At 58.2% G+C, this 23,496-nt stretch carries 20 protein-coding genes, 1 tRNA gene and 3 pseudogenes; 10 read left to right on the forward strand and 14 right to left on the reverse strand.

The features are described from left to right. Window positions 1-183 (forward strand): annotated as a pseudogene (locus ACTNBZ_RS13245) (recombinase family protein); the annotation flags it as partial. 54 nt (window positions 184-237) lie between these two features. Here the strand turns inward: ACTNBZ_RS13245 and ACTNBZ_RS13250 are convergent. Continuing rightward, window positions 238-313 (reverse strand) — tRNA-Ala (locus ACTNBZ_RS13250). A gap of 385 nt (window positions 314-698) precedes the next feature. Between ACTNBZ_RS13250 and ACTNBZ_RS13255 the strand changes: the two genes are divergently transcribed. Continuing rightward, on the forward strand, window positions 699-1,886 hold the full coding sequence (locus tag ACTNBZ_RS13255) for a YgeY family selenium metabolism-linked hydrolase (RefSeq protein ID WP_441210617.1): 1,188 nt from the start codon (window positions 699-701) through the stop codon (window positions 1,884-1,886). Between the two features lie 69 nt (window positions 1,887-1,955). Here the strand turns inward: ACTNBZ_RS13255 and ACTNBZ_RS13260 are convergent. From ACTNBZ_RS13260 to ACTNBZ_RS13320, 13 genes and pseudogenes are all read right to left on the reverse strand, one after another. Then, window positions 1,956-2,696: pseudogene (locus tag ACTNBZ_RS13260) on the reverse strand (nucleoside recognition domain-containing protein); the annotation flags it as partial. Between the two features lie 28 nt (window positions 2,697-2,724). After that, window positions 2,725-4,344, reverse strand: a complete 1,620-nt coding sequence (locus tag ACTNBZ_RS13265; protein WP_441210619.1) for a recombinase family protein — start codon at window positions 4,342-4,344, stop codon at window positions 2,725-2,727. Window positions 4,345-4,593: 249 nt separating this feature from the next. Further along, window positions 4,594-5,733 carry a glycerate kinase gene (locus ACTNBZ_RS13270; protein WP_441210621.1) on the reverse strand — a complete coding sequence of 380 codons (1,140 nt, stop codon included), beginning with the start codon at window positions 5,731-5,733 and terminating at the stop codon, window positions 4,594-4,596. A 4-nt stretch (window positions 5,734-5,737) separates the two neighbouring features. Next, a pseudogene (locus tag ACTNBZ_RS13275) lies at window positions 5,738-6,703 on the reverse strand (D-2-hydroxyacid dehydrogenase). Between the two features lie 44 nt (window positions 6,704-6,747). Beyond that, window positions 6,748-7,866, reverse strand: a complete 1,119-nt coding sequence (locus ACTNBZ_RS13280; protein ID WP_441210623.1) for an aminopeptidase — start codon at window positions 7,864-7,866, stop codon at window positions 6,748-6,750. A 106-nt stretch (window positions 7,867-7,972) separates the two neighbouring features. Beyond that, on the reverse strand, window positions 7,973-8,983 hold the full coding sequence (locus ACTNBZ_RS13285; RefSeq protein ID WP_441210625.1) for an aldo/keto reductase: 1,011 nt from the start codon (window positions 8,981-8,983) through the stop codon (window positions 7,973-7,975). A 15-nt stretch (window positions 8,984-8,998) separates the two neighbouring features. Then, entirely contained in the window at window positions 8,999-9,358 is a 360-nt protein-coding gene (locus tag ACTNBZ_RS13290; RefSeq protein WP_441210627.1) for a tautomerase family protein, read from the reverse strand. Between the two features lie 52 nt (window positions 9,359-9,410). After that, complete coding sequence (locus ACTNBZ_RS13295; protein ID WP_441210629.1) at window positions 9,411-10,445, reverse strand: uroporphyrinogen decarboxylase family protein; 1,035 nt, start codon at window positions 10,443-10,445, stop codon at window positions 9,411-9,413. A gap of 63 nt (window positions 10,446-10,508) precedes the next feature. Further along, window positions 10,509-11,486, reverse strand: a complete 978-nt coding sequence (locus ACTNBZ_RS13300; RefSeq protein ID WP_441210631.1) for an ABC transporter ATP-binding protein — start codon at window positions 11,484-11,486, stop codon at window positions 10,509-10,511. Next, entirely contained in the window at window positions 11,479-12,492 is a 1,014-nt protein-coding gene (locus ACTNBZ_RS13305; protein ID WP_441210633.1) for an ABC transporter ATP-binding protein, read from the reverse strand. The genes ACTNBZ_RS13300 and ACTNBZ_RS13305 overlap by 8 nt, the downstream gene beginning before the upstream one ends. Window positions 12,493-12,504: 12 nt before the next feature. Further along, a complete protein-coding gene (locus tag ACTNBZ_RS13310; RefSeq protein ID WP_441210635.1) occupies window positions 12,505-13,410 on the reverse strand; it encodes an ABC transporter permease in 906 nt (301 codons plus the stop codon). Window positions 13,411-13,420: 10 nt separating this feature from the next. Then, window positions 13,421-14,362, reverse strand: a complete 942-nt coding sequence (locus ACTNBZ_RS13315; protein WP_441210637.1) for an ABC transporter permease — start codon at window positions 14,360-14,362, stop codon at window positions 13,421-13,423. A gap of 26 nt (window positions 14,363-14,388) precedes the next feature. Next, entirely contained in the window at window positions 14,389-15,837 is a 1,449-nt protein-coding gene (locus ACTNBZ_RS13320) for an ABC transporter substrate-binding protein (protein WP_441210639.1), read from the reverse strand. Between ACTNBZ_RS13320 and ACTNBZ_RS13325 the strand changes: the two genes are divergently transcribed. From ACTNBZ_RS13325 to ACTNBZ_RS13360, 8 genes are all read left to right on the forward strand, one after another. Beyond that, on the forward strand, window positions 15,836-16,216 hold the full coding sequence (locus ACTNBZ_RS13325; protein WP_441210641.1) for a hypothetical protein: 381 nt from the start codon (window positions 15,836-15,838) through the stop codon (window positions 16,214-16,216). The two genes, ACTNBZ_RS13320 and ACTNBZ_RS13325, sit on opposite strands and share 2 nt — an antisense overlap. A 266-nt stretch (window positions 16,217-16,482) precedes the next feature. Next, the gene (locus ACTNBZ_RS13330) at window positions 16,483-17,448 is read left to right on the forward strand and encodes a LysR family transcriptional regulator (RefSeq protein WP_441210643.1); all 966 of its coding nucleotides are present in this window, start codon (window positions 16,483-16,485) and stop codon (window positions 17,446-17,448) included. A 313-nt stretch (window positions 17,449-17,761) separates the two neighbouring features. Beyond that, on the forward strand, window positions 17,762-18,946 hold the full coding sequence (locus ACTNBZ_RS13335; RefSeq protein ID WP_441210645.1) for a M20 metallopeptidase family protein: 1,185 nt from the start codon (window positions 17,762-17,764) through the stop codon (window positions 18,944-18,946). Between the two features lie 28 nt (window positions 18,947-18,974). Next, window positions 18,975-20,255, forward strand: coding sequence for an L-cysteine desulfidase family protein (locus tag ACTNBZ_RS13340; protein ID WP_441210647.1), 1,281 nt, complete (start codon window positions 18,975-18,977; stop codon window positions 20,253-20,255). A 49-nt stretch (window positions 20,256-20,304) separates the two neighbouring features. Further along, complete coding sequence (locus tag ACTNBZ_RS13345; protein WP_441210649.1) at window positions 20,305-20,541, forward strand: hypothetical protein; 237 nt, start codon at window positions 20,305-20,307, stop codon at window positions 20,539-20,541. Further along, the gene (locus tag ACTNBZ_RS13350) at window positions 20,523-21,227 is read left to right on the forward strand and encodes a DUF5058 family protein (protein ID WP_441210651.1); all 705 of its coding nucleotides are present in this window, start codon (window positions 20,523-20,525) and stop codon (window positions 21,225-21,227) included. Before ACTNBZ_RS13345 ends, ACTNBZ_RS13350 begins: the two co-directional genes overlap by 19 nt. A 15-nt stretch (window positions 21,228-21,242) precedes the next feature. Beyond that, window positions 21,243-21,938: a hypothetical protein gene (locus tag ACTNBZ_RS13355; protein WP_441210653.1), complete on the forward strand. Its 696-nt coding sequence runs from the start codon at window positions 21,243-21,245 to the stop codon at window positions 21,936-21,938. Then, window positions 21,925-23,361 carry an amidohydrolase gene (locus ACTNBZ_RS13360; RefSeq protein WP_441210655.1) on the forward strand — a complete coding sequence of 479 codons (1,437 nt, stop codon included), beginning with the start codon at window positions 21,925-21,927 and terminating at the stop codon, window positions 23,359-23,361. The genes ACTNBZ_RS13355 and ACTNBZ_RS13360 overlap by 14 nt, the downstream gene beginning before the upstream one ends. Window positions 23,362-23,496: the final 135 nt, after the last annotated feature.

A 23,496-nucleotide genomic window follows, 5' to 3' on the forward strand; every position in this document is an offset into this window, starting at 1 on the left:
TACGATGACATTATCTCTTGGGCCGATATGTACGACACCGCCAGCATGGAGGCAAAGAAAATGATCGTCAACTGCCTTATCAAGCGGGTGGAGGTCTACCGGGACTACAAGTTGCATATCGACTTTAACATTGACTTTGAGCAGTTCAGCATGGGCATGGACATCGTTGCCATCGCTGCATAAAGCAAAAACCCCACTTCCGAAGAAGTGAGGTTTTCGTTCACAATCTCTTGGTGATGGTGGAGATAAGCGGGATCGAACCGCTGACCTCTTGAATGCCATTCAAGCGCTCTCCCAGCTGAGCTATACCCCCAGATAAGAGAGATTGTGATGTTTAATTTTTATGTTCCCTGTACGGGGGTTGTTTACCGCTTCAACCGGGCTCCCAGCTGAGCTATACCCCCAGATAAGAGAGATTGTGATGTTTAATTTTTGTGTTCCCTATACGGGGGTTGTTTACCGCTTCAACCGGGCTCCCAGCTGAGCTATACCCCCATATGAAGCTACATAGCCGGCTGACCGGCTCAGCGAGGGATATAATAGCAAAAATTTGCCCGCTTGTCAAGGCCAATTTCAAAATCTCTCTGCTGTTCACGAAAAAAGGCGGCTTTTCCCCGTTTTTTTCATTTTGGTCTGGCATCCCGGGCGTGTATCTCTTATAATGAATCCATCCAACCGATCACAAGGAGGAACACCCCATGCTGACCACCCAACGCAAGGAACAACTGGTGGAGCTGTGCCGGGAGGCCATCCGGCGTCCCAGTACATCCGGCCATGAGCAGGCCGTGGCGGAGCTGCTGCGGGACACCATGACCGTCTACGGCTTCGACACGGTGGAGATCGACCGCTTCGGCAGCGTGCTTGGCCGCATCAAAGGCAGCCGCCCCGGAAAGACCATCCTGATGGACGGCCACATCGACACCGTAGGCATCCCCGACCCCGCCGCCTGGACCTATGACCCCTTCGGCGGTGAACTGACGGAGAACGGCCGTATCTACGGCCGCGGCGCGTCCGACATGAAGGGCAGCGTCACCGCCATGCTCTCGGCCGCCGCCCACTTCGCCCAGGATACCGGCCGGGACTTTGCCGGCGAAGTCTGGGTATCCTGCACCGTCCATGAGGAGTGCTTTGAGGGAGTCTCCTGCCGTGAAGTGAGCCGCCGGGTCCGGCCCGACTTCGTCATCATCGGCGAGGCCACCTCCACCACCCTGAAGATCGGCCAGCGTGGCCGCGCCGAGGTGGTCATCGAGACCGAGGGCGTGCCCTGCCACTCCTCCAATCCGGAGAAGGGGATCAACGCGGTGTACCACATGTGTGCCGTCATCCAGGCCATGCGGGAGCTGGAGCCGCTGAGCCACCCGGTGCTGGGCCCCGGCATCTATGAATTGACCGACATCGTCTCCAGCCCCTACCCCGGCGCGTCGGTGGTGCCCCAGTACTGCCGGGCCACCTATGACCACCGCATGCTAGTGGGTGAGACCGAGGAGTCGGTGCTCGCCCAGGTCCAGTCCGTGCTGGACGGCGTGGCCCGCCGCCTCCCCGAGCTGAAGGCCCGGGTCTGGCTGGCCGAGGGCCAGGAGCCCTGCTGGACCGGCGACACCATCTCCGCCCGGCGCTTCTTCCCCGCGTGGCTGCTGGAAAAGGACCACGAACTAGTGGTCAAGGCCCTCTCCGGCCTGCGGGAGGCGGGCATCGACGCCCCCCTCTCCCACTTCTCCTTCTGCACCAACGGCAGCCACTTCTGCGGAGAGGCCGGCATCCCCACCGTAGGATTTGGCCCCTCCCGGGAGGATCTGGCCCACACCGTGGACGAGTACATCGAGGTGGAGCAGCTCGCCCGCGCCTGTGAGGGCTTCCACGCCATTCTCAGATCCCTCACCCGCTGATCCCTCACCTGCTGATCCCTCTCAAAACGCACATGGCCGCCCTTCCGGGCGGCCATGTTTTCATCTCCTTCAGGCCAGCCCCAGCAGCCGGGCGGCTGAAGCTACCAGAAAGCACATCGCCATCCCCAGTCCCGTGGGCAGCAGCACACCCACCGCCGTCCACCGCCAGCTCCCGCTCTCCTTCCGTATGGTCATGCAGGTGGTGGAGCAGGGCCAGTGGACCAGCGAAAAGAGCATGGTGCATACCGCGGTGAGCCAGGTCCAGCCGTGGCTCACCAGCAGCTCCCGCAGGGCGGCCAGATCCCCCATCTCTGTCAGGCTGCCGGTAGACAGATAGGCCATGAGCATTACGGGCACCACGATCTCGTTGGCGGGAAAACCCAGTACGAAAGCCATCAGGATCACCCCGTCCAGCCCCAGCAGCCGGGCGAAGGGGTCCAGGAACCCGGTACACCAGTTCAGGATACTGTTCCCACCCACCTGTACATTGGCGCACAGCCAGATCACCAGCCCCGCCGGGGCGGCCACCACTGCCGCCCGGCCCAGTACAAAGAGGGTCCGGTCCAGCACCGAGCGGACAATGACCTGCCCCACCCTGGGCGCCCGGTAAGGAGGCAGTTCCAAAGCGAAGGAGGACGGCACCCCCTTCAGCACCGTAGCCGACAGCAGGCGGGAGACCTGAAAGGTGAGGAACACCCCCAGCAGGATGATACCCGTCAGGAGAAGCGCCGACAGCACGCTCTTCCCCAGCCCTCCGGCGGTACCGGTGAAGAACATGGTGATGATGGCGATAAGGGTCGGGAATGCGCCGCCGCTCAAAGGGCAACTTCGTTCCGGCCTACCCGTCTGTAAAAAGATGCAGGTTCTCCCCGTCCCACCGGATCTGTTTCACCAGCAGCTTGATGAGGACCCGTTTCTCATGGATGGAAAGCAGATGAAAGCCGTCCTTCAGGCTGGACAGGCTTTCGGCCAGAGTGTTGCTCTGCGCCTGCCGGTCCGGGCAGTCCGCTTCCTCCCGCAGCGCTTCCCGGGTCCGGCTCAGCTCCGACAGCTCACGGTCAAGCTCGCCCACCCTTATGTTGACCCGCCGGACAAAGGCCGGGGTCAGCTCCCCCTGAGCCAGACTGCTGACCAGACGGTCCATCTCGGCGCTGCATGCTCTCATCCGCGCCTCCACCTGTTCCAGAGGCTCCTCCCGTGCCTGTCCCTGTATCTCACGTCTGAGCTTTTCCAGCAGCGGGTAAATACCCGGGTCCTCATCGGTATACTGCATCAGGGCCTCACATACCAGGGCGTCGGCCTGCCGTCCGTTGAGATTCCGGCAGCAGCACGACGCCGTACCGCCCCGCAGCTTGCCGCTGCAGATATAGTCGAAGCGGACGTCATCCGTGTCCGTTCCCCAGCGCCGCTTGGCAAACATCCGCCGCCCGCACCGGTCACACCAGATCAGTCCTGAGAGCAGGGAATAATCGTTGTGCATTTTCGCAGGCTTTTTGCCGGTGGGGATGTTATCCTCAATGATGTTCTGGACCGCCGCCCACTTTTTTCCGGACACGCGCCCACGGTGTTTCCCGATGGCAATGATCCATTTGTCCATCGTCTGCCGGGGGGCGTGCTTTTTTTTATAGTCGCGTTTGTTGTAGGCCAGGAGCCCGAACTCACCGGAGCACTCCCGCTCGTCAAAGCACACATCGGACCCCCGGGCGGAAAAATAGTCCAGCGCGTCCCTGTCCGCCGTGCAGTAGACCGGGTTTTGAAGGATCTCCTTGATCCCCGGCAGAGAGTAGTCCGTTCCGCTCCGGGACTTCACGCCCTGCCGGATCAGGTATCTGCTCACTCCCGAGACGCTGCGCAGTTCCAGGAATTTCTCAAAGATGGTATCCACCACGCGCAGCTCCTCCGCATTGTCCTTCAGCCTGCAGGAGGTCTTGACCTTGCCGTCAATGACGATCTCCCGCACCTTTTCCGAGGTATAGCCCATGGGAGTGGTCCCCCCCAGCCAGCGGCCGGTCCTGGCCAGCATGAGCATATTGTCCCGCACCCGCTCGGCGATGGTCTCCCGCTCCAGTTGGGCGAATACCGAGGCAATGTACATCATGGCCTTGCCCATGGGCTTGGAGGTGTCGAATTCCTCCCTGATACAGACAAAGCAGATATCCCGGTCGTTGAGCTCCTCGATGAGGGCTGAAAAATCGCTGACGCTGCGGCTGATGCGGTCCAGGCGGTAGCAGACCACAAAATCCGGCTTCCGGGCCCTGATGTCCCGGAGCATCTGCTGGAACTGGGGCCGGTCGGTGTTTCTGGCGGAAAAGCCCTCATCCTCGTAGATCTCCATGTCACCGTCCGCCGCGCCGGGGAATTTTTCGCGGATGTACCGCCTGCACATTTCGATCTGGTTTTCAATGCTCTCGCCCTTTCCGGTATAGACCGATTTGCGGCTGTATATGAAAAATCTCATACGCTCGCCCCCCTCTGCTGCAAAACATATGACCGGCACATCCCCTTTCCAGATGTACCGGTCATATGTTGAACGATATTTGCGCCCCGCGGGCCGGGCAGCCCTGCCCGGTCCCCCCTGCCCATACCTATTCTAGTATCTATTGACATGGTCTATGTCCGGACCGCGGCAGAGAGGCCGGACCGTCCTTCGCGGCCCGGCCCTTTCCGGCGTTTTATCCCGCATCCCGTCCGGGATATACGGTGTTCTTTACCTTGACATCTCTTCTGCCGCCCGGATGAGACGCAGAATATCCTCCAATGTTTTTTGATAGTTCTCTCTGCTTTTGGGCGCGGAGACCTCCAGCGGCTCGGGCTCACGGTTGATGCTGAACATGGCTGTCACGCCCAGATCATACGCCCCGACCGCGCTGGGGTGGATGCTCCCCACCAGCGCCAGCAGCGGGACCCCTTTGGCGGCGGTCCTTTTCGCGATCCCCGAGATTACTTTTCCGTGGATGCTCTGGCTGTCGATGCGGCCCTCCCCGGTGATCGCAAGATCGCTGCCTGTGATCACGTCATTGAACCCGACCACGTCCAGTATGGTCTCGATCCCGCTCTTCAGTTCAGCCCCCAAAAAGGCAACACATCCCGCGCCCATTCCGCCGGCGGCGCCGGCGCCCGGCATCTCCGCCACGGAACAGTGCAGGTCACGCTCCATGATCTCGCCCAGCCAGCGCAGGCCGGAATCCAGGCGCTCCACCATTTCGGCGTCCGCGCCCTTTTGCCAGGCGAACACATGGGCCGCGCCGGCCGGTCCGCAGAGCGGGTTTTCCACGTCGCACATAACAGAAACACAGACCGGTCCAAACCGCTCCTTTATGCCGCCGCAGTCTATCGCCGCGATACGCTCCAGCGTCCCGCCGGTGGGAACAAAGGTCTGGCCGTTCCTGTCAAGGAAGCGGACCCCCAGCGCGGCTGCGCAGCCGCAGCCGCCGTCATTAGTGGCGCTCCCGCCCAGCCCCAGGATGATCTGTTCACAGCCGTGATCCACCGCATGCCCGATCAGTTCTCCCACGCCGAACGTCGTCGTCTGCTCCGGATCACAGTGTCCGTTCGTCAGCGGAAGTCCCGCGGCGGACGCCATTTCGATGATGGCAGTCTTTCCCCTGCGTGCGTAAGTGGCCTGTACCCTTTCCCCGTAGGGGCCGGACACAGGCACCGTGATCCGCTCCACGCGCATCGCCTGGGCGAAACAGGCCACAGTCCCCTCTCCGCCGTCCGCCACCGGGATGGTCACCACTTCACATTCCGGGAAATACCGCGCAATGGCCCCGCGGGCGATCTGACAGATCTCCGTACTGGAGAGCGTTCCCTTAAAGGAATCCGGGATCACAACACATTTTTTCATTTCCTTATCGATTCACCACGTGGAGCGGCGCGCCGTTCAGATAGGACCGGACATTCTCCACTGTGCAGTCCATGATCCGCTGACGGCTCTCCTTCGGGGCCCAGGAGATATGGGGCGTGATGATGCAGTTTTTCGCCTTCAGGAGCGGATTGTCCGGCCGGATCGGCTCAGTGTACACCACATCCAGACCCGCGGCGGCCATTTTTCCGCTGTTGAGCGCCTCAGCCACGTCCTCTTCATTGATCAGCTGTCCCCGCGCGTTATTGATCAGGATCACGCCGTCCTTCATTTTTGCAATATTGGCCCGGTTGATGAGCCCCGTGTTTTCCGGCGTCAAATTGCAGTGCAGAGAGATCACGTCCGACTCCGCCAGAAGGGTATCCAGATCCACATATTTGCCGATCTACCGGCCGGAGTCATTGGGCCATACGTCATGGGCCAGGACCTTCATCCCAAGCGCCCTGGCAATGCGGCCTTCCGCCTGCCCGATCCGCCCGAAGCCGATGATACCCATGGTCTTTCCCTCCAGCTCGATCAGCGGATAATCCCAATAGCACCAGTCCGGATTGCTGCTCCAGTTCCCGGCGTGGACCGACTGGTCATGGTGGCCGATGTGATGGCAGATCTCCAGCAGCAGTGCAATGGAAAACTGGCTGACCGAGGCCGTTCCGTAAGACGGGACGTTGGAAACACAGATCCCGCGCTCCCGCGCGCAGCCGCAGTCGATCACATTGTAGCCGGTGGCCAGAACCGCGATGTACCGGATGCCGGGACAGGCGTCCAGCACGGTTTTTGTGACCGGCGTCTTGTTTGTGATCACGATCTCCGCATCGCCGATGCGGGAAATGATCTCTTCCTCATCCGTCAGGCTGGTGCGGTCATATACCTTCAGATCTCCCAGCTTCTCTAATTCGCTCCAGCTCAGATCACCGGGATTTTCCGTGTATCCGTCCAAAACCACGATTTTCAAGATCATTGACCTCCTTTGTTTTATTTCCGGATCTTCGCGGTATGTCAGTCCTCCCCCAGCAGGTAGGGGATCAGCTGCTCCGGATTGAGCGGTTTCAGTTCCTCCGTTACAAACAGGCCGTCTTTCCGGATCAGCACGCCGTCAAACCAGATCTCTCCGCCGCCGTCTTCCTTCGCATGGGACTGAACGATGTCCCAGTGGATGGCAGACGGGTTGATCTCGCTGTTGCCGGGGGTAAAATGGAGCGTTTTGGCCCTTTTTTCATCGAAGATCGTATCCACCGTAGTCCGCGTGAGGAAGGGGTTGAAGCCGATGGCGAACTCGCCGATCCGCCGCGCATTGGCGTCCGTATCCAGGATCTCATTCATGCGCTTGGTATCGCTGGATGTGGCCTCAACGATGAGTCCGTTTTTCAGGACCAGGTGGATGTCCCGGAATACCGTGCCCTGTATCTCAGAGGGCACATTATATGTGATCTCGCCGTTGGCGCTGTCCACCACCACGGGCATCCCCATTTCGCCGCATGGGACATTGCGCTGCCCGCAGCGCGGGACGCCTGCGCACTGCCCCTTTACCGAGAATGTGATATCGGTCCCCGGCGCCACGATCCGCACCCGGTCCGTCCGGGCGGCCAGTTTGGCCAGCGGCTCCACCCGCTTGCACATCCGGCGGTAATCGAGGCAGCAGGCCCGGAAATAGTAATCCTCGAACTCTTCCGTGCTCATCCCGGCCTGCTGCGCCATTGCCGCGTTGGGGTAGCGCAGCACGCACCACTTGGTCTTGGGGATCCGGATCCCGAAATGCAGCTGGCTGTAATACTTCTCAAATACCGCCATCCGCTCCGGGTCGATGCCGGCCCACTCGTTGAGGTTCTCTTTCTTCCGGACCACAATATACGCGTCCATCTCCCGCATCCGATAGCTCTCATACCGAAGCCAGTCCTGCATATAGGCATCGGTGGCATGGGCGATCACGGAGCGGTTCATCCGCATGGACTGGTGTGTGACAAAGGGCATGCCGCCCGCGGCATAGGCTGCCTCCATCAGCGCCGTACCAAGGTCGTCCGCACCGTCCCAGACGTCGATGAGCACCTTTTCCCCCGGCTTGAGCGATACAGAGTAGCCGATCACCTGGGCGGCCAGTTGATTAAAGCGTTGGTCCATCCTGTTCCTCCTTGTCTGCGGTTGAAACAGGCGCGGGATGCAGAAGTCTGAGCCGTCACGCCAAAGCCTCTGCATCCCGCGCCGCATATGGGGATCTAATGGATCGCTATGCCTGATTTGCGCGCATCCTGGCCTCCAGGTCCTCCACACGGCGGCGGATCTCGGCAACATCCTCCGGGCTCAACTCCACATTGGCCGCCTTGATGTCCGCTTCGATCTGCTCCGGCTTATGGGCGCCGCAGATGACATTGATATAGTCGCCCTGCGCCAGAAGGAAGGCCACTGCCAGATCTGTCAGCGAGCAGTCGTTCTTCTCGCACAGATCCTGCAGGCCGTCCACAAAGTCGATGGCCATGGGATAATTCTCCGGCTTCCACCACAGGAGCTTGGTGCGGGCATCCAGCGGATCCACCTGATAGTCCTTGCGGTATTTTCCGGTGAGGATGCCGCGCTCCAGCGGAGAGTAGGCATGGAAGGACATGCCGTACTTTCTGCACAGGGGAAGCAAGTTGTTCTCCACGAATTCCCGCTCCAGGATGTTGTACTTTCTCTGGAGGATGTCGATCTCGCAGCCGCAGGCCAGATACTCCTCCACCTGTTCCGGCTTCGCGTTGGACATGCCAATGGCACGGATATAGCCCTCTTTCTTCAGGCGCATCAGGGCTTCCACCGTCTCTTCCACAGGGGTGAGGAAGGGGGCGCGGGCGGGATTGTGGGGATAATAGATATCGATATAGTCTGTACCCAGTCTCTTGAGGCTGCGCAGGATCTCCTCACGGATCACCTTGGCGGAGACATTGATGTAAATGCTCTCTCCGCCCTTGTCGCTCCAGTAAGTGCCCTCCTTCTTGTCCCAGATCATGCCGCACTTGGTCGAGATCACGGCGTCATGCCGCCGCCCGGCGATGGCCTTGCCGATGATCTCTTCACTGTGGCCAAAGCCGTAAAGAGGCGCCGTATCGATCAGATTAATGCCGTGATCCAGCGCATAGTGGATGGTACGGATGGATTCCGCGTCATCGGTCCCGTTCCACCAGGCGCCTCCGCCAATGGAGAGGCCTCCCATGGAGATCCGGGACGCTTCAATGCCGGAATGCCCGATCTGCATATAGCGCATATTATCCCTCCGCTATCAATATACTCCGTGGTCCAGATGCATGACTCCGCCCACACCCGCATCACTGCCGTGATGGTGCTTAAAGATGACGCAGGCCCGGGCATTCTCCACACGATGACCGGCCACTTCCTTTACGACGTCATCCAGGTCCTTGATGAGGGTACGCTTCTGATTTTCCGTTCTGGCAGGGGGCGCATACAGGAAGAAGTAGACGCAGCCGGGGGCATTGGCGTACTGGTTCTCGGGGGGGATCTCGATGAGCATCATGGACTTCTTCTGGAAGCACTTGGAGATGGCCGCCTCAGACAGTTCAAAAAACTTCTTCTTCTCCTCGGGCTCAAATTTGATGTTGGAGAAAATCGTCACACAAGACATAATCATACATCCTTTCTTTTACGCATTGCTCTCACATGGTATGAACTTTTTTCTATGAAACGCTCTCATGGGAAGCGCGATAGAACGCCATCAGCTCTTCATGGGTCGTATGCACGGATATGGAACAATCCGGCGCCAGCATGAAGGGGATCTGCTTCATCTTTTTCAGCGTGGCCCTGGTCAGCTCCCCGATATGGGCGGCCTGATCCTGGCCGAACGGGCGCTCATCCACGCCGCCCATGGGGGTAATCCTGCCCAGCCACCCGGGCGCGCTGTCAAGCGCGGGGTTTCCTGTGGCGCTCTCCGGCCAGTGGAGGATATCGATGGGGTAGTCGGCGAACCACTCCGGATTGCAATAGATCCCGCAGTCATGGACCATGATCTTGCAGGGCTTGAGCGCCTCAATCAGTTCCATATCATAGGGCCGGACAAACTCCTCCCACTCGGAACGGGTCAGATAACCGGTACGGGACAGGCCCGTGGCCGCGTAAAATACGCCGTAGATGCCGGTCTTGACCAGCTCCCGGGCGTAACCGGCCAGGGTACGGGTGATATTGCGCAGCGCGGTGTGGACCTGCTCCGGATGCTCTTTCATCAGCGTGACCATCAGGTCTTCCCGGGTGGCCGGCCGGTAGCGGCCGATGGAATCCACCGCGCACATCTTCTGAAAGACCGCTGCAGGACAGAAAATGCTCGGGAAAACCGGAGTGTCATCCCCCAGGCCCTCCACGATCAGGCGGGCGGCCTCCACCTGTTCCGCGAGCGGCGCCACAGACGCCGGCTTTTCCACGATCTTTTCCAGATCGGCGGCACAGGTGATGGGGGCCTTGGTACAGGGAGCGACTACTCCCCCCCGGTAATCCTCATAATCAAACTCTCCGCCCCAGACCTCTTCGTAATAAGTAGCCCTGTTCTGGGCCTTTACATAGTCCCAGTCATATGTTTTCTGAAATGCCAGCATGGAGTTTGCAAAATCCTCTGCACCGCTGTGCTCTGTCTCCAGGAAATGTCTCCACGCCGACACCGGCGGGCGGTCGGCCAGCTCTCCATTGAGGACGGCCTCCACCCGCTCCTTTTTTGTCCACACGTTCTATCCCTCCTTAAAATCGTTTATGACGGGATCGCTTCCTGCTTTGCGCCGAATATGGCGCTATCCGTCATAAAGGAAACACGCCACGGTATGGCGCTTATCCACCTCACGCAGCTGCGGGCGCTCCTGCCTGCAGCGCTCTGTACAGTGCCGGCAGCGCGAGGCCAGCGGGCAGCCCGGCTGCCGGCCGATGGGGCTTGGTATATCTCCCTGCAGCTCGATCCGCTGCTTTTTGACAAAGGGGCTGTTGGGCGGGATGGCCGACAGCAGCGCCTGCGTATACGGGTGCAGCGGGCGCTCATAGATATCGCCCGCGGGACACATCTCGACGATATGGCCCAGGTACATCACCGCAATATAGTCGCTGATGTAGCGGATCACGCTCAGGTCGTGGGAGATGAACAGGTACGTCAGGTTGAATTCCTTCTGCAGCCGGATCAGCAGGTTCAGTACCTGTGCCTGCATGGACACATCCAGCGCGGAGACCGGCTCGTCACAGACCAGGATTTCCGGATTGAGCGTCAAGGCCCGGGCAATGTTGATCCGCTGCCGCTGTCCGCCGGAAAACTCATACGGGTAGCGGTGCATATGGTACTGATCCAGTCCGACGGCCCTGATCAGCTGCAGGGCCCGGTCCAGACGGGTCATCCCCTCCGGCTGGATATCATGAATGATGAAGGGTTCCATGACCGTCTGCGCCACAGTTTTTCGCGGGTCCAGCGAGGAATACGGATCCTGGAATATCATCTGGATCTTGCGGTGCATCGCTTTCTTTTCGGCGCCCCGCATCCGCGCGATATCCCGGCCGTTCAGGAGGATTTTCCCCGCCGTGGGCTTATGGAGGGATACGATGCAGCGGCTCAGGGTGGATTTTCCGCACCCGGATTCTCCGATGATGCCCAGCGTCTCACCGCGATAGAGCTTCAGAGAGACATCGTCCAGCGCGTAGAGCAGCTGTTTTTTTCGAGACGTCTTGCTCTGGATCGGGAACGTCTTTGTGAGGTGCTCCACTTCCAGCAATACCTGCCGATCAGACATGGCGCTTCCCCCCTTCCCGCTCCAGCACCGCATTCCCGGTCTGACGGATACAGGAGACATAATGGCCGTTCCCCAGGTCCACTTCCTCCGGGACCGTCTCCGCGCAGGCGGGGATGGCATATTTACAGCGGTCGCAGAAATTGCAGCCCTTTCCCACAAGGCGCAGGTCCGGCGGAGTTCCTTCAATGGTCGCCATCGGCTCTTTGGGTGTATCGTTCAGCGCGGGCATGGAATCCATGAGCCCCCACGTATAGGGATGCATGGGATGGGCATAGAGTTCTTTCACGCTGGCGCGCTCCACCACTCTGCCCGCATACATCACCATAACGTTGTCGCACATCTCCCACACGACGCCCAGATTATGGGTGATCATCATGATCGAAGTATTGTACTCTTTCTGCAGTTTTTTCATCAGGCTCAGGATCTGGGCCTGCATTGTGACGTCCAGCGCGGTGGTGGGCTCGTCCGCGATGATGAGCTTGGGCTGGCCGCACAGCACCATGGCGATGGCCACACGCTGGCACATGCCGCCGGACAGTTCAAATGGGTAGGAGTCAAAGCGTTTTTCCGGGTCCGGGATGCCGACTTTCTTCAGCGCCTCGATGCTGATCTGTCTGGCTTCCTCCTTCGTCACATCCCGGTGCGCCAGAATGGCCTCGACCATCTGGTAACCGATCTTGAACACCGGGTCCAGCGTCGTCATGGGGTCCTGAAAGATCATGGCCACATCCTTGCCGCGGAATTCCCGCAGCTGGCGCTTGTCCAGTGCCAGCACGTCGATCCCGTCAAAATGTACCGTTCCGTCCACGATCTTTCCGGCTTTGCTTGCCAGCAGGCGCATCAGGGACGCCGACATCACGCTCTTTCCGCATCCGGACTCGCCCACGATTCCCAGAGTCTCACCCTGTTTTACCTCAAAGCTGACTCCGTCCACCGCTTTCGAGATCCCGCTGGCGGTATAAAAGTACGTGCGGAGATTTTTTACCTCCACCAGATTTTTGTTCATGCGTGATCCCTCCTAGCGCTTCATCTTCGGGTCCAGCGCATCCCGGATCCCATCGCCCGTCAGGTTGAACCCCAGCACGGCAAGCAGAATGAAGGCGCCCGGCAGGAACGCGACATGGGGCGCGGTCCCAAGGAAGGGATTGCCCGCTCTGAGGATGTTTCCCCAGGACGGCGTGGGAGCGATGATACCCAGGCCCAGAAAGCTCAGGCCCGCCTCCGAGAGGATCGCACTGGCGATGTTCAATGTGAAGTAAACGATGATGGGCGACATGGCGTTGGGCAGAATGTGAACGATCATCAGCCGAAGATGGGATGCGCCCAGGACCCGCTCGGCATTGCAGTACTCCTCGTTCTTCAGGATCGTGACCTGCCCGCGCACCACTCTTGCGAATCGCGGAAGGCTGCTGATTCCCAGCGCCAGGATCACATTGAGCGCGCCGTTGCCCAGTACCGTCACCAGCACGATGGACAGGAGGATGGACGGGAAGGCAAACATACCGTCCACGATACGCATCAGGACCGAATCCACGGCTCCGCCCATGTAGCCTGCGATCATACCGACGATCATTCCCAGCAGGCAGCCCACAACGCTGGCGCCGGCCGCGATGATAATGGAAGTACGGGCGCCGTAAACGATGCGCGCAAACAGATCACGTCCGAATTCATCCGTACCGAAAATATGTCCCGGCGAAAGCGGGGGCAGCAATTTGTTTTTCAGATCCAGCGCAATGGGAGACTGCTGGGCTACCAGAGGGGAAAACACGGCGATGAATACCATGAACGCCACGATGACCAGGCCAATCACGGCCGCGCGGTTCCTGCAGAATTTTCGCCACAGGCTATTGGCTTTTTTCTCCCGATTGAACAGCGCTTCGCTGGACATGGCGCCGCCGGGGGTTGCAGTATCCAGTTTGCTCATGGTTCACCACCTAAATCTTGACCTTCGGATGGATCAGCATATAGAGGATGTCCATCAAAAGACTGATGATCACGTTCACGACTGCCAGCGTCAGGATGGCGCCCTGCACCAGCGCATAATCACGCGTATTGATCGCCGTCGAGATCAGTGTTCCCATTCCCGGCCACGAGAAAATGTTCTCAGTCAGGATCGCGCCGGAAAACGAGATGCCCAGCTGAACACCCAAAATCGAGATAATGGGCGGCAGCGCATTCTTGAATGCATGCTTCCAGATGACCTGCCGCTCTTTGAGGCCCCTGGAACGCAGTGCGCGGATATAATCGTTATTGATGGTATCCAGCATGCTGGAGCGTGTCGTCCGGGTAAAGGTGGCCATGGGGGACAGGGACAGGCACAGGCACGGCAGCAGCATATGAGACACCACGTCGCCCAACCCGCGTTCCATGGATCCCATTCCCATGGTAGGCAGCAGATTCAGATTGACACTGAATACGAAAACCCCCATGATCGCGATCCAGAAAACTGGCAGCGAGGCGCCCAGCAGGGCAAAAAAGGTGCAGAAGTGATCAATAATTGAATTTTGCCGCAGCGCGGAGACCGTTCCTAAAATGATACCTCCAATGAGTGCGATGACCAGTCCGGTAAATGTGATCAGCAGCGTCTTGGGGATCCGGTCCATGATCAAACCGAACACAGGCTCATTGTAGTTGAGCGATGTTCCAAAATCTCCCTTACATATATCTCCGACATACATTAGAAACTGTTCGGGTATGCTTTTATCCAGCCCCAGTTTCGCCTGCAGCTCGGCGATCAGCTGGGGATCGGCCTCGGGGCCCGCAAGCACCGAGACCGGATCTCCAGGAATGATGCGCGTCAATACGAAGGTGATGGAAACAACGATCAGCATGGTAGGTATTAATTGCAGGAGACGCTTCCATACCAAACGTAGCATAAGTGAACCACCTATCTGTTATTGGGTTACTGCTCTTTCCACGCGTTATAAGTATTTCCGTTGCAGATCAGGAACCAGTTGTCAAAGTCGGTCATATGCGTCCCGTTGCGGACGCCCCAGCAGGGGTACTGGTCGGCAAACCAAATGCCCGGATAGTCCTCCATGGCCATCTTCAGCATGTCGTGATAAATGCCAGTGCGCTCTTCCTGATCGGTGCTGGCCAGCGCCTGCTTGTTGAGCTTGTCCCACTCCTCATTGATGTACGGGCCGGGGTTATAGGAGGCATGGGCCTTGCTGGAGTCAAAGCTGTAGCCCAGGGAGAACGCGGGATCGGGAGAAGAGGCAGTGATGCCGCCCATGTACAGCTCGCCGTTGCCGGAGTGTACCTTATCGTTATAGGTCGCGGTCTCGGTGGCGTCCAGGACCACGTCAACATTCAGGTTCTCCTTCCACATCTGCTGCAACACGACGCCCACACGGTCACGCTCAGTAGACGCGGCATAGCTCAGAGTGATCTGGAATCCGTCGGGATAACCGGCTTCCGCCAGCAGGGCCTTGGCGCCCTCGGGGTCATAATCGGGGACCAGGTCCTGCAGCTTGTCATCGTAGGCCCAGGAGTTGCCCGGGAGGGGGATCTTGGTGTACTTCGCCACACCTTCCGCAAAGGCTCCGTCAATGAGGGCCTGGCGGTCGGTGGCCATGGACAGGGCCTGCCGGACCCGCGGATCCGTGGTCGGGCCGTTCTCATAGCTGAAAGCGATCATATTCATCTGCACCTTGTTGAGGGACACCAGATCCAGATCGGGATTATCCATGACCTGTTGCAGCGAATCCGTGGACAGGGACAGCGCCAGGTCGATCTCGCCGGTGATCAGCGCGTTCAGCCGCTGGTTGGGATCCTGAATGACCTTGAACACCACTTTGTCCAGGTGGGGACGGGCTCCCCAGTAGTTCTCATTTCGGACCATGACCGTCTGCTGATCGATCTCATGGCTCTCCAGCTGGAACGCGCCGGTGGAGATCACATGGGCGCCGAACTCATCGCCCCAGCCTTCCGCCTCTTCCTGCGGAACAATGATAAAGTTGGGAAGCGTGATCTCGTACAGCAGCGTTGCGGTGGGCTGATACAGAGTAAAGGTGACCTCGTTCTCACCGGTGGCCTCCACCTTCTCGACGAAGCCCAGCGTGTTGTTCACGTGCTGCTTGTTGCGCATAAAGGAATAGGCCACGTCTTCCGCTGTCATCAGACGTCCGTCCTGGTATTCGCCCTTCTGGAAGTGGACGTCGTCCCGCAGCTGGAAGACCCACTGCAGGCCATCATCACTGGTCTCCCAGGAGGTGGCCAGGTTGGGCAGATACTCGCCCTTCCCCTCGGGGTCGTGAATGATCAGAGTGTCGCCGAGCTGCTGGCAGGCCACATACGCGTTATAGCCCGAGATCTTCATCGGATCCAGCGAGGTGGGTGCCTTATCCATGGAGATGGTCAGCGTTCCTCCGTCGACCGCCTCTCCGGCCTTGCTCTCATTCAATTTGTCTTCGGAGGAAACAGGAGCCTTACTTGGAGCCGCTCCGGTGTTTTCGGGAGATGTCTGGGGATTTTTGGTGCCGCATCCGCTGATGGTACCGGCCAAAACCGCAGTGGCCAGCAAGAGTGAAGCCAATTTCCTCATAGAAATACTGATTCTCGCCATTTCTTTCACACCTTTCTTTTTCTCCTGTCTCGTGCTTATGTCTGTCTTTCCTGTGCAGGGCTTTGTACTTGCGGCTGACCGGCGTTCCAACATATTGCATAAATATGGATTTGCTGTTGCAAACTCCGGAAACCGTGTAAAGTTTCCCCCGAAAACAGGATAGCATAAAAGCATTTTTAGATGAAACACCTTTTCCCCTACATGTTTCACAGCCATTTTGCTGTTATCCGCTTTCTGTTTTGTGCAAACTATTGTATGAAATAAAATTGTCGCTTGTCTATGTACACCCGGGCTTTAATTATGTTAATCTATCTGTGTATGTAAAATACACTGCATTGATTTTACAAAAGCATCTGTCTGCTAAATCAATTGCATTGTTTTCTTTCAAATCTCGCAAAATGATCTTCGATACTGCGGAGGAAGGTACAAGTGAATTTTTTAAATCTGGAGTATTTCCTGGTCGCCGCAGAGGAGCTGAATTTTACCCGGGCAGCAAAGCGCCTGTATATTTCTCAGCAGTCTCTCAGTAACCACATTGCAAAACTGGAAGAATACTTTTGTGCTCCCCTGTTCGACCGTTCACCCCCGCTCACCCTCACGAAAGAGGGCGCTTGCCTGGTGCAGCACGCAAAAAAGATGCTGCGCGCAAGGGAAGAAGCCGCAAAAGAAATCAATGACATCCGCGACTTCAAATCCGGTGATCTTACCATCGGCTGTACCAGACTTTGGGGGCGCGTCATCCTCCCCTATGTTCTTCCGGTCTATAATCGGCTCTTTCCAAATATCCGCCTTCATCTGCTGGAAGGAACCACAGAAGAGGTGGAGGCCAGCCTTCAGCACGGAAAAGTGGATCTTGGGATCGGCTATGTCCCGTCCGATTGCAGCAACCTGACCGTGGATATCATCTGCAAGGAAAAAATGGTCCTTTTGGTACCATTTCCGCTTTTGGAGCAAATATATCCCCACAATCTGCGGGAGATCAAATTGGCCCTGAAAGAAACATCCGATGTTACTTTGTTGAAAGACTGTCCCTTTTTGATCATGGACTCCTCCTCCAGTATGGGGGCCGCCACCAATAACATCTTTCGTTCCGCCGGCTTTACACCCCAGATCGTGCTCCAATCCCGCAATGTGGAGACCCTTCTCACCCTTTGCTTTCAGGGAATGGGCTGCATGTTCTGCCCTGAAGTGCTGGTGGCTGAGAGTATTTTCCGCAAGAACGCGCAGCCGGCAGATTCTCTGGGCATCTACCCTCTTTTTTATCAGGAGGCCCAGCGGCAGCTCTCCATCAGCCACCTGAGCAACAAATACCTTTCACATGCAGCAGCGGAGTTCATCCAGCTGACAAAAGAGCGCATGGATATGACCCCGTTTCATCTTTCGACTTTACCCTGATGCTGCACGGCACAGCCGGCAGACGTATCTGCAAATCCATTTTGTGTCCTGACAAACTACGGTTTCACGGCGGTCCCGGATAGGCCGCAAAAAACCGTAGTTTGTCAGGACACAATTCTTTTATAAAGCGCTGAGGCCGGAACATGGGGCGCCGCCTTCCTCTTTACAGTAAAAATGCTGTCGCATAGCGAGCTAAAAAGCTGATTGTGTCTCCATATTAAATATGTTTAAATAAAAATACAAGTTTCCCCTGTTTTGCCCCGTAATTTGACTGTTAAAACATAGCATTTGTTTTACGGCAGGAGGTCATACCATGGCGGATCCGATCACAGCTTTATGCCAACAGGTATCAAAAGAAGCCGTCTCCTGGCGAAGACGGCTTCACGAATTGCCCGAACTTGGATTTCAGGAGTTTAAAACGTCTGAGTTTATCGAATCTCAACTGCGCGCTTTTGGCGGGATCGAAGTATGGCGCCCCACTCCCACCGGCGTCGTCGGCATCCTTCAGGGACAAAGGCCCGGCAAGACCGTGGCATTCAGGGCAGATATCGATGCACTGCCTATCCGGGAAGATCCCGCGCTGGATCCCTGCTCCCATGTGGACGGCGTCATGCACGCCTGCGGTCACGACGGCCATACCGCCACTCTGCTGGGTACGGCAAAGGTCCTGAGCCGGCTGCGGGAACAGCTTGCGGGGAAAATCCTCTTTCTGTTCCAGCCCGCGGAAGAGTGTCCCCCCGGCGGCGCCGCCGCCTTCGTCAAGGCGGGCGTGCTGAACGGCGTGGATATGATCTTTGGTATGCACTACCACGTTCCGGAAGATCCGGGGGTCTTTCTGGTCAAGCCCGGCCCGCTGTTTGCCTCCACATATTCGTTTGACATTCAGATCATCGGCAAGGGGGCCCATGCCGCGTTTCCGCAGTCCGGCGTGGACACGGTCCTGCTGGCGTCCAACGTCGTGGTCGCCCTGAACGGCATCATTCCCCGCAGCATTGACAATGCGCAGCGCTGCGTTTTGACCGTGACCGGCATCCAGAGCGCGTGCTCCTACAACAGTATCCCCGACGTGGTCCACCTGCTGGGCACGATCCGTATGCTGGACCGTCGCTGTGAGGCAGATCTCCTGACAAAAGTGCGCGGGGTCATACAGGGCCTGTGTAGCACCTACCACGCGCAGTGCGAGATCGACATCCGAAAAGGATATGACCTGGTCGAGAGCACCCCCAGGATCGCGGAAGCTGTGCGCAGCGTTCTGGCCGCTCATTTTGGCAGCGGCAAGGTAATCGAGCCGGTACCGCTCATGGGGGGAGAGGATTTTTCCGCCTATCTGCACGAAGTGCCCGGATGCTATTTCCGCGCCGGCACCCGGAAGGTGAAGCCGGACGGAAGCGTTGCTCCCCCCCACTCCGGCGGATACCAGTTCAATGACGAATCCCTCCCCTATGCCATCGAAGCCCAGACGCGCATCCTCCTGGAAGTCCCCGCTATGATCGAATGACCAGTGACGAGAAAGGTTTTTTACGATTATGGATAAAAATACATATCAAAACTACACGGAAATCCTGAAGCAGGAGCTGATCCCTGCACTGGGCTGTACCGAGCCCATCGCCATCGCCTATGCCGGGGCGAAGGCCCGGGAAGTGCTGGGCACGATGCCCGCATCGGTCCAGATCCGCTGCAGCGGCAATATCATTAAAAACGTCAAGGGCGTTACGGTCCCAAATTCCGGCGGCCTGCGCGGGATCGACGCCGCCGCCATCCTGGGGATCGTGGGCGGAGACCCCTCCCGGCAGCTGGAGGTCCTCCAGTCTGTCTCTCCCGAGGATATCCGCCAGACGCAGTACCTTCTCAAGCAGGATTACTGTACGTGCAGTTTGGCTGAGGATGTGGAAAATCTCTATATTTTCATCACTGTGGCCGCTGGTGAGCAAAGCGCCTCGGTAGAGATCAAATCACATCACACCAATATCACAAAAATCATAAAAAATGGCCAGGTGCTTTTTTCCCAGCAGGATCCTGCATCAGCGGCACAGCGGCCAAAGGTCGATAAGTCCTGCCTGAATGTGCGGGACATCCTTACTTTTGCCGAAAACGTCGAACTCTCAGACCTTGCAGAGATCCTTCAGCGCCAGATCGATATGAATACGCGGATCGCCCAGGAAGGGCTTGGCCATCCCTATGGAGCTCAGGTGGGGCACACGCTGCTGAAATACTATGACGCCTCCGATGTGCGTATCCGCGCCTGCGCCATGGCAGCCGCCGGGTCTGACGCCCGTATGAACGGCTGTCCCCTTCCCGTGGTGATCAACTCCGGCAGCGGCAATCAGGGCATGACCGTCTCACTTCCCATCATCGAATACGCGAAAGAGCTCGGAAAGAGCCGCGAACAGCTGCACCGCGCACTGATCGTAGGAAATCTGATCGCCATCCTTCAAAAATACTACATCGGCAGTCTGTCCGCATTCTGCGGCGCGGTCTGCGCCGGTACCGGCGCCGCCTGCGGCATCTGCTATCTGCACGGCGGCGGATACGAAGACATCTCCCGCACGATCACCAATACGCTCTGCAATGTGGGGGGCATCGTCTGCGACGGCGCCAAGTCCTCCTGCGCCGCCAAGATCGCCGCGTCGGTCAACGCGGGGATCCTAGGCTTCCTGATGGCTTTCCACGAAAAAAACGCCTTCCAGCCCAGGGAGGGCATCGTTCAGAACGACGTGGACAGCACCATTCGAAGCGTCGGACGTGTAGGCCGCGAGGGGATGCATGCGACCGATATCGAAATCCTTCATATCATGTTGGGGAACTGAATACCAGCCCCTGACAGCCTGCGGGCAGCTTCAGCGGAGCTGCACGGTCTTGTACCGTGCAGCTCCGTTTTTTTCGCCGGCCACACCTGTCCGGCAGCTTTCAGGCGGTCGGATGACAGAAAAATGCGGTCATTTTTGTGATATTCAACAAATTTCGAGCTTGTTGAAATTTCTAATTGCATTTTTAGGCAAGAGCGGCTATAATACAGTTAATCAATCATCAATGATGGTTGAAGAGATCGTGGAATATGAGAAAGGAGAAACAAAATGGACTATCTCAAAATAGCAAACAGCGGCTGGATGTGGTTTGCTGTCGCCATCCCCATGGCTGTCCTGGCATGGCAGGTCGTTCTGCTCCTCAGGCGCTCCCTCAGGGACGGCAGGCGCATGGGTGTGAAGAATGACCAGATCAAGAGCGCCGTCATCGCCTCCGCCTCCGCTTCCGTCGGCCCTTCTGTCTCTATCCTCGCCGGCATGGTCTCGCTGATGGTCATGATGGGCGCCCCCATTGCGTGGCTGCGCCTCTCTTACATCGGCGCGGTCATGTTTGAGATGACCTCCGCCGATGTGGGCGCCCAGGCGGTGGGCGTCACCTTCGAGCAGTCGGCCATGACCGCAGAGGCCTTCGCCAATGGCGTCTGGGCCATGATCCTGGGCAGCATCGGCTGGATCATCGTGTCCGGTCTCTTCACCCACAAGATCGACGGTCTCCGCACCAAGCTGGCCGGCGGCAACGCCAAGGCCCTTCCCATCATCACTGCTGCCGCCACCCTGGGCTGCTACTGCAGCCTGACCTTCAACAAGATGTATCCCGTCACAGTGGACAACAAGAACATCTTCGCCGTCATCGGCGGCGCGCTGACCATCTGGCTGCTGACCATGTGGAATAAGAACCGCAAAGCCAAGTGGGTCTCCAACTGGAGCGCCACCATCGCCATGATCGTGGGCGTGGCCTTTGCCTGTATTTTCTAAAAGGAGGGAACCAATATGAACGAGACTCCCAGCACTCAGCAGATATACGATAACGAATATATCCCCTACAGCGTCAAATGGGGCCGCCTGACCAGCCTGATCGGCGTGGTGGCCAGCTTCGTGCCGGTGGTCGTCCTGGCCGTGGTATTCGACATCATGCCCGCCTTTGACGCCATCGTCACCGCCGCCACGATCCGCATCAGCGCCTGCCTTGTGTACTACTTCATCGAACCTATCTCGTTCCAGCCTGTTCTGGGCATTCCCGGTACTTACATGGCCTTCCTGTCCGGCAACATCTCCAACCTGCGCGTGCCCTGCTCCTCCGTCGCCCAGAAGGCCGCCGGCGTGGAAGAGGGTACGCCTCAGGGCGCCGTGGTCTCCACCATCGGCGTCGCGGTATCCATCGTCGTCAACCTGGCCATCCTGACTCTGGGTGTCATCCTGGGCGCTCAGATCATCTCCCTGATCCCCGCCTCCCTGGTCAGCGCGCTGGTCTACCTGGTGCCCGCCCTCTACGGTGCCATGCTCATGCAGATGATCCTCTACTCCCCCAAGATTGCCCTCATCGCCGTGCCTCTGGGCGCCATCACCCTGGCCATCAGCAAGACCGGCCTCTTTGACAGTTCCATGGCCATCCTTATCAGCGTGTTCGGTTCCATCATTATCGGTCGTCTTTTGATGAAGACGGGGTGGCTCGATGATCAAAAATAACGAAAAAGCCTGTTTTGCGTCTGTTGACTCCAGAGAGGACGCTCTCATTGCACTGTCCAAACAGATCTGGGAATATGCCGAACCCGGCCTCAAAGAGGTCAGATCTTCCAGGGCCATCGCGGAATACCTGGAATCCGAGGGCTTCCGCGTCCAGCTGGGCGTGGGCACTGTCCCTACCGCCATCTGCGCGGAGTACGGCTCCGGCCATCCCGTGATCGCCTATCTGGGCGAGTATGACTCCCTCCCCCGCCTCAACCAGGTGGTCACCGATCACAAGCAGCTCAGGTACCCTGAGGAACCCGAGCGCTCCGGGCACGGCTGCGGCCACAACAACCTGGGCGTGGGCTCCGTGGGCGCCGCTGTTATGCTCAAGGACGCCATCGCCGCCGGCAAGGTCAAGGGCACGGTCCGGTTCTACGGCTGCCCCGCCGAAGAGCTTCTGGTGGGCAAGGTCTTTATGGTGCGCGACGGCGCGTTCAAGGACGTGGACTGCGCCATGACCTGGCATTCCCACGCTTACAACGGCGCCTGGGGCGCGTGCTATACCTGCATGAACTCTGTCAAGTTCCACTTCCACGGCAAGGCCGCCCATGCCGCCGGCCATCCCTTTGACGGCAGAAGCGCCCTGGACGCTGTGGAGCTGATGAACGTCTCCGCCAACTACATGCGTGAGCATGTAAAGCCCGACGTGCGTATCCATTACGCCACCATCTGCTCCTGCGCCCCCAATGTGGTGCCCGACGAGTGCTCGGTGTGGTACTACATCCGCGCCCCGAAGCGCAGGGATGTGGATGAGGTCTACAGCTGGCTGTGCGACTGCGCCAGGGGCGCCGCCCTCATGACCCAGACGCGCTTCGACATCGAGTTCCTCACGGGCTGCAGCGAGGTGATGCCTAACGACGTGCTGGAAAAGGTCATGCTGGAGGCCTATCAGGACACCGGCGCACCCAAATTCACAGAGGATGACTACGCCTTTGCCAAAAAGATGGCAGAGACCTACCCCGAAGTACTGGCCCGTGACCGCAAGGTCATGAAGGAAGAGTACGGCGTCAACGGCGATGACAAATTCCTCTGTGATGTGGTGTTCGACCGGGTCATCGAAGACCGGCTGGTGGCGCCGGGCTCCACCGACGTGGGCGATGTCAGCCATGTGGTGCCCACCTATCAGATCTATGTGGCCGGTCAGGGCATCGGATGTCCCGGCCACTCGTGGCAGATGACGGCATACAGCGGCCACCATGTGGGCTTTGCCAGCATGCTGTGTGCGGCAAAGGTGCTGGGCCTCTCCGGCCTGCGTCTGCTGGAGAATCCCCAGCTGGTCCAGGATGCCTGGGACAACTTCCATCAGAACCAGACGGAGCCCTATGTCAGCCCCCTGCCGGCCGACCTTAAGCCGGATCTGGAGCAGGTAAAAGAAAACTGACCTGTTGCGGGAAACAGAAAAATCTGGGTTGATTGTAAAATCAAGTTGGACACTTGAGTAAAAAATCCATAGTGATTTCTCTCCCCGTGGTAGAATGAAGTTACCACACAACTTCTACAGAGGGAGGGCAATCAC

It is taken from the genome of Pseudoflavonifractor sp. HCP28S3_F10, from assembly GCF_052065415.1.
Classification (GTDB): domain Bacteria; phylum Bacillota; class Clostridia; order Oscillospirales; family Oscillospiraceae; genus Pseudoflavonifractor_A.

Coding starts and splice junctions, on each gene's coding strand:
- ACTNBZ_RS13285 (WP_441210625.1), bottom strand. CDS start 8,983: ATGCGCTATATGCAGATCGGGCATTCCGGCATTGAAGCGTCCCGGATC.
- ACTNBZ_RS13315 (WP_441210637.1), bottom strand. CDS start 14,362: ATGCTACGTTTGGTATGGAAGCGTCTCCTGCAATTAATACCTACCATG.
- ACTNBZ_RS13325 (WP_441210641.1), top strand. CDS start 15,836: ATGGAGATGGTCAGCGTTCCTCCGTCGACCGCCTCTCCGGCCTTGCTC.
- ACTNBZ_RS13320 (WP_441210639.1), bottom strand. CDS start 15,837: ATGGATAAGGCACCCACCTCGCTGGATCCGATGAAGATCTCGGGCTAT.
- ACTNBZ_RS13305 (WP_441210633.1), bottom strand. CDS start 12,492: ATGAACAAAAATCTGGTGGAGGTAAAAAATCTCCGCACGTACTTTTAT.
- ACTNBZ_RS13350 (WP_441210651.1), top strand. CDS start 20,523: ATGGACTATCTCAAAATAGCAAACAGCGGCTGGATGTGGTTTGCTGTC.
- ACTNBZ_RS13270 (WP_441210621.1), bottom strand. CDS start 5,733: ATGAAAAAATGTGTTGTGATCCCGGATTCCTTTAAGGGAACGCTCTCC.
- ACTNBZ_RS13290 (WP_441210627.1), bottom strand. CDS start 9,358: ATGTCTTGTGTGACGATTTTCTCCAACATCAAATTTGAGCCCGAGGAG.
- ACTNBZ_RS13310 (WP_441210635.1), bottom strand. CDS start 13,410: ATGAGCAAACTGGATACTGCAACCCCCGGCGGCGCCATGTCCAGCGAA.
- ACTNBZ_RS13265 (WP_441210619.1), bottom strand. CDS start 4,344: ATGAGATTTTTCATATACAGCCGCAAATCGGTCTATACCGGAAAGGGC.
- ACTNBZ_RS13255 (WP_441210617.1), top strand. CDS start 699: ATGCTGACCACCCAACGCAAGGAACAACTGGTGGAGCTGTGCCGGGAG.
- ACTNBZ_RS13280 (WP_441210623.1), bottom strand. CDS start 7,866: ATGGACCAACGCTTTAATCAACTGGCCGCCCAGGTGATCGGCTACTCT.
- ACTNBZ_RS13340 (WP_441210647.1), top strand. CDS start 18,975: ATGGATAAAAATACATATCAAAACTACACGGAAATCCTGAAGCAGGAG.
- ACTNBZ_RS13360 (WP_441210655.1), top strand. CDS start 21,925: ATGATCAAAAATAACGAAAAAGCCTGTTTTGCGTCTGTTGACTCCAGA.
- ACTNBZ_RS13355 (WP_441210653.1), top strand. CDS start 21,243: ATGAACGAGACTCCCAGCACTCAGCAGATATACGATAACGAATATATC.
- ACTNBZ_RS13300 (WP_441210631.1), bottom strand. CDS start 11,486: ATGTCTGATCGGCAGGTATTGCTGGAAGTGGAGCACCTCACAAAGACG.
- ACTNBZ_RS13335 (WP_441210645.1), top strand. CDS start 17,762: ATGGCGGATCCGATCACAGCTTTATGCCAACAGGTATCAAAAGAAGCC.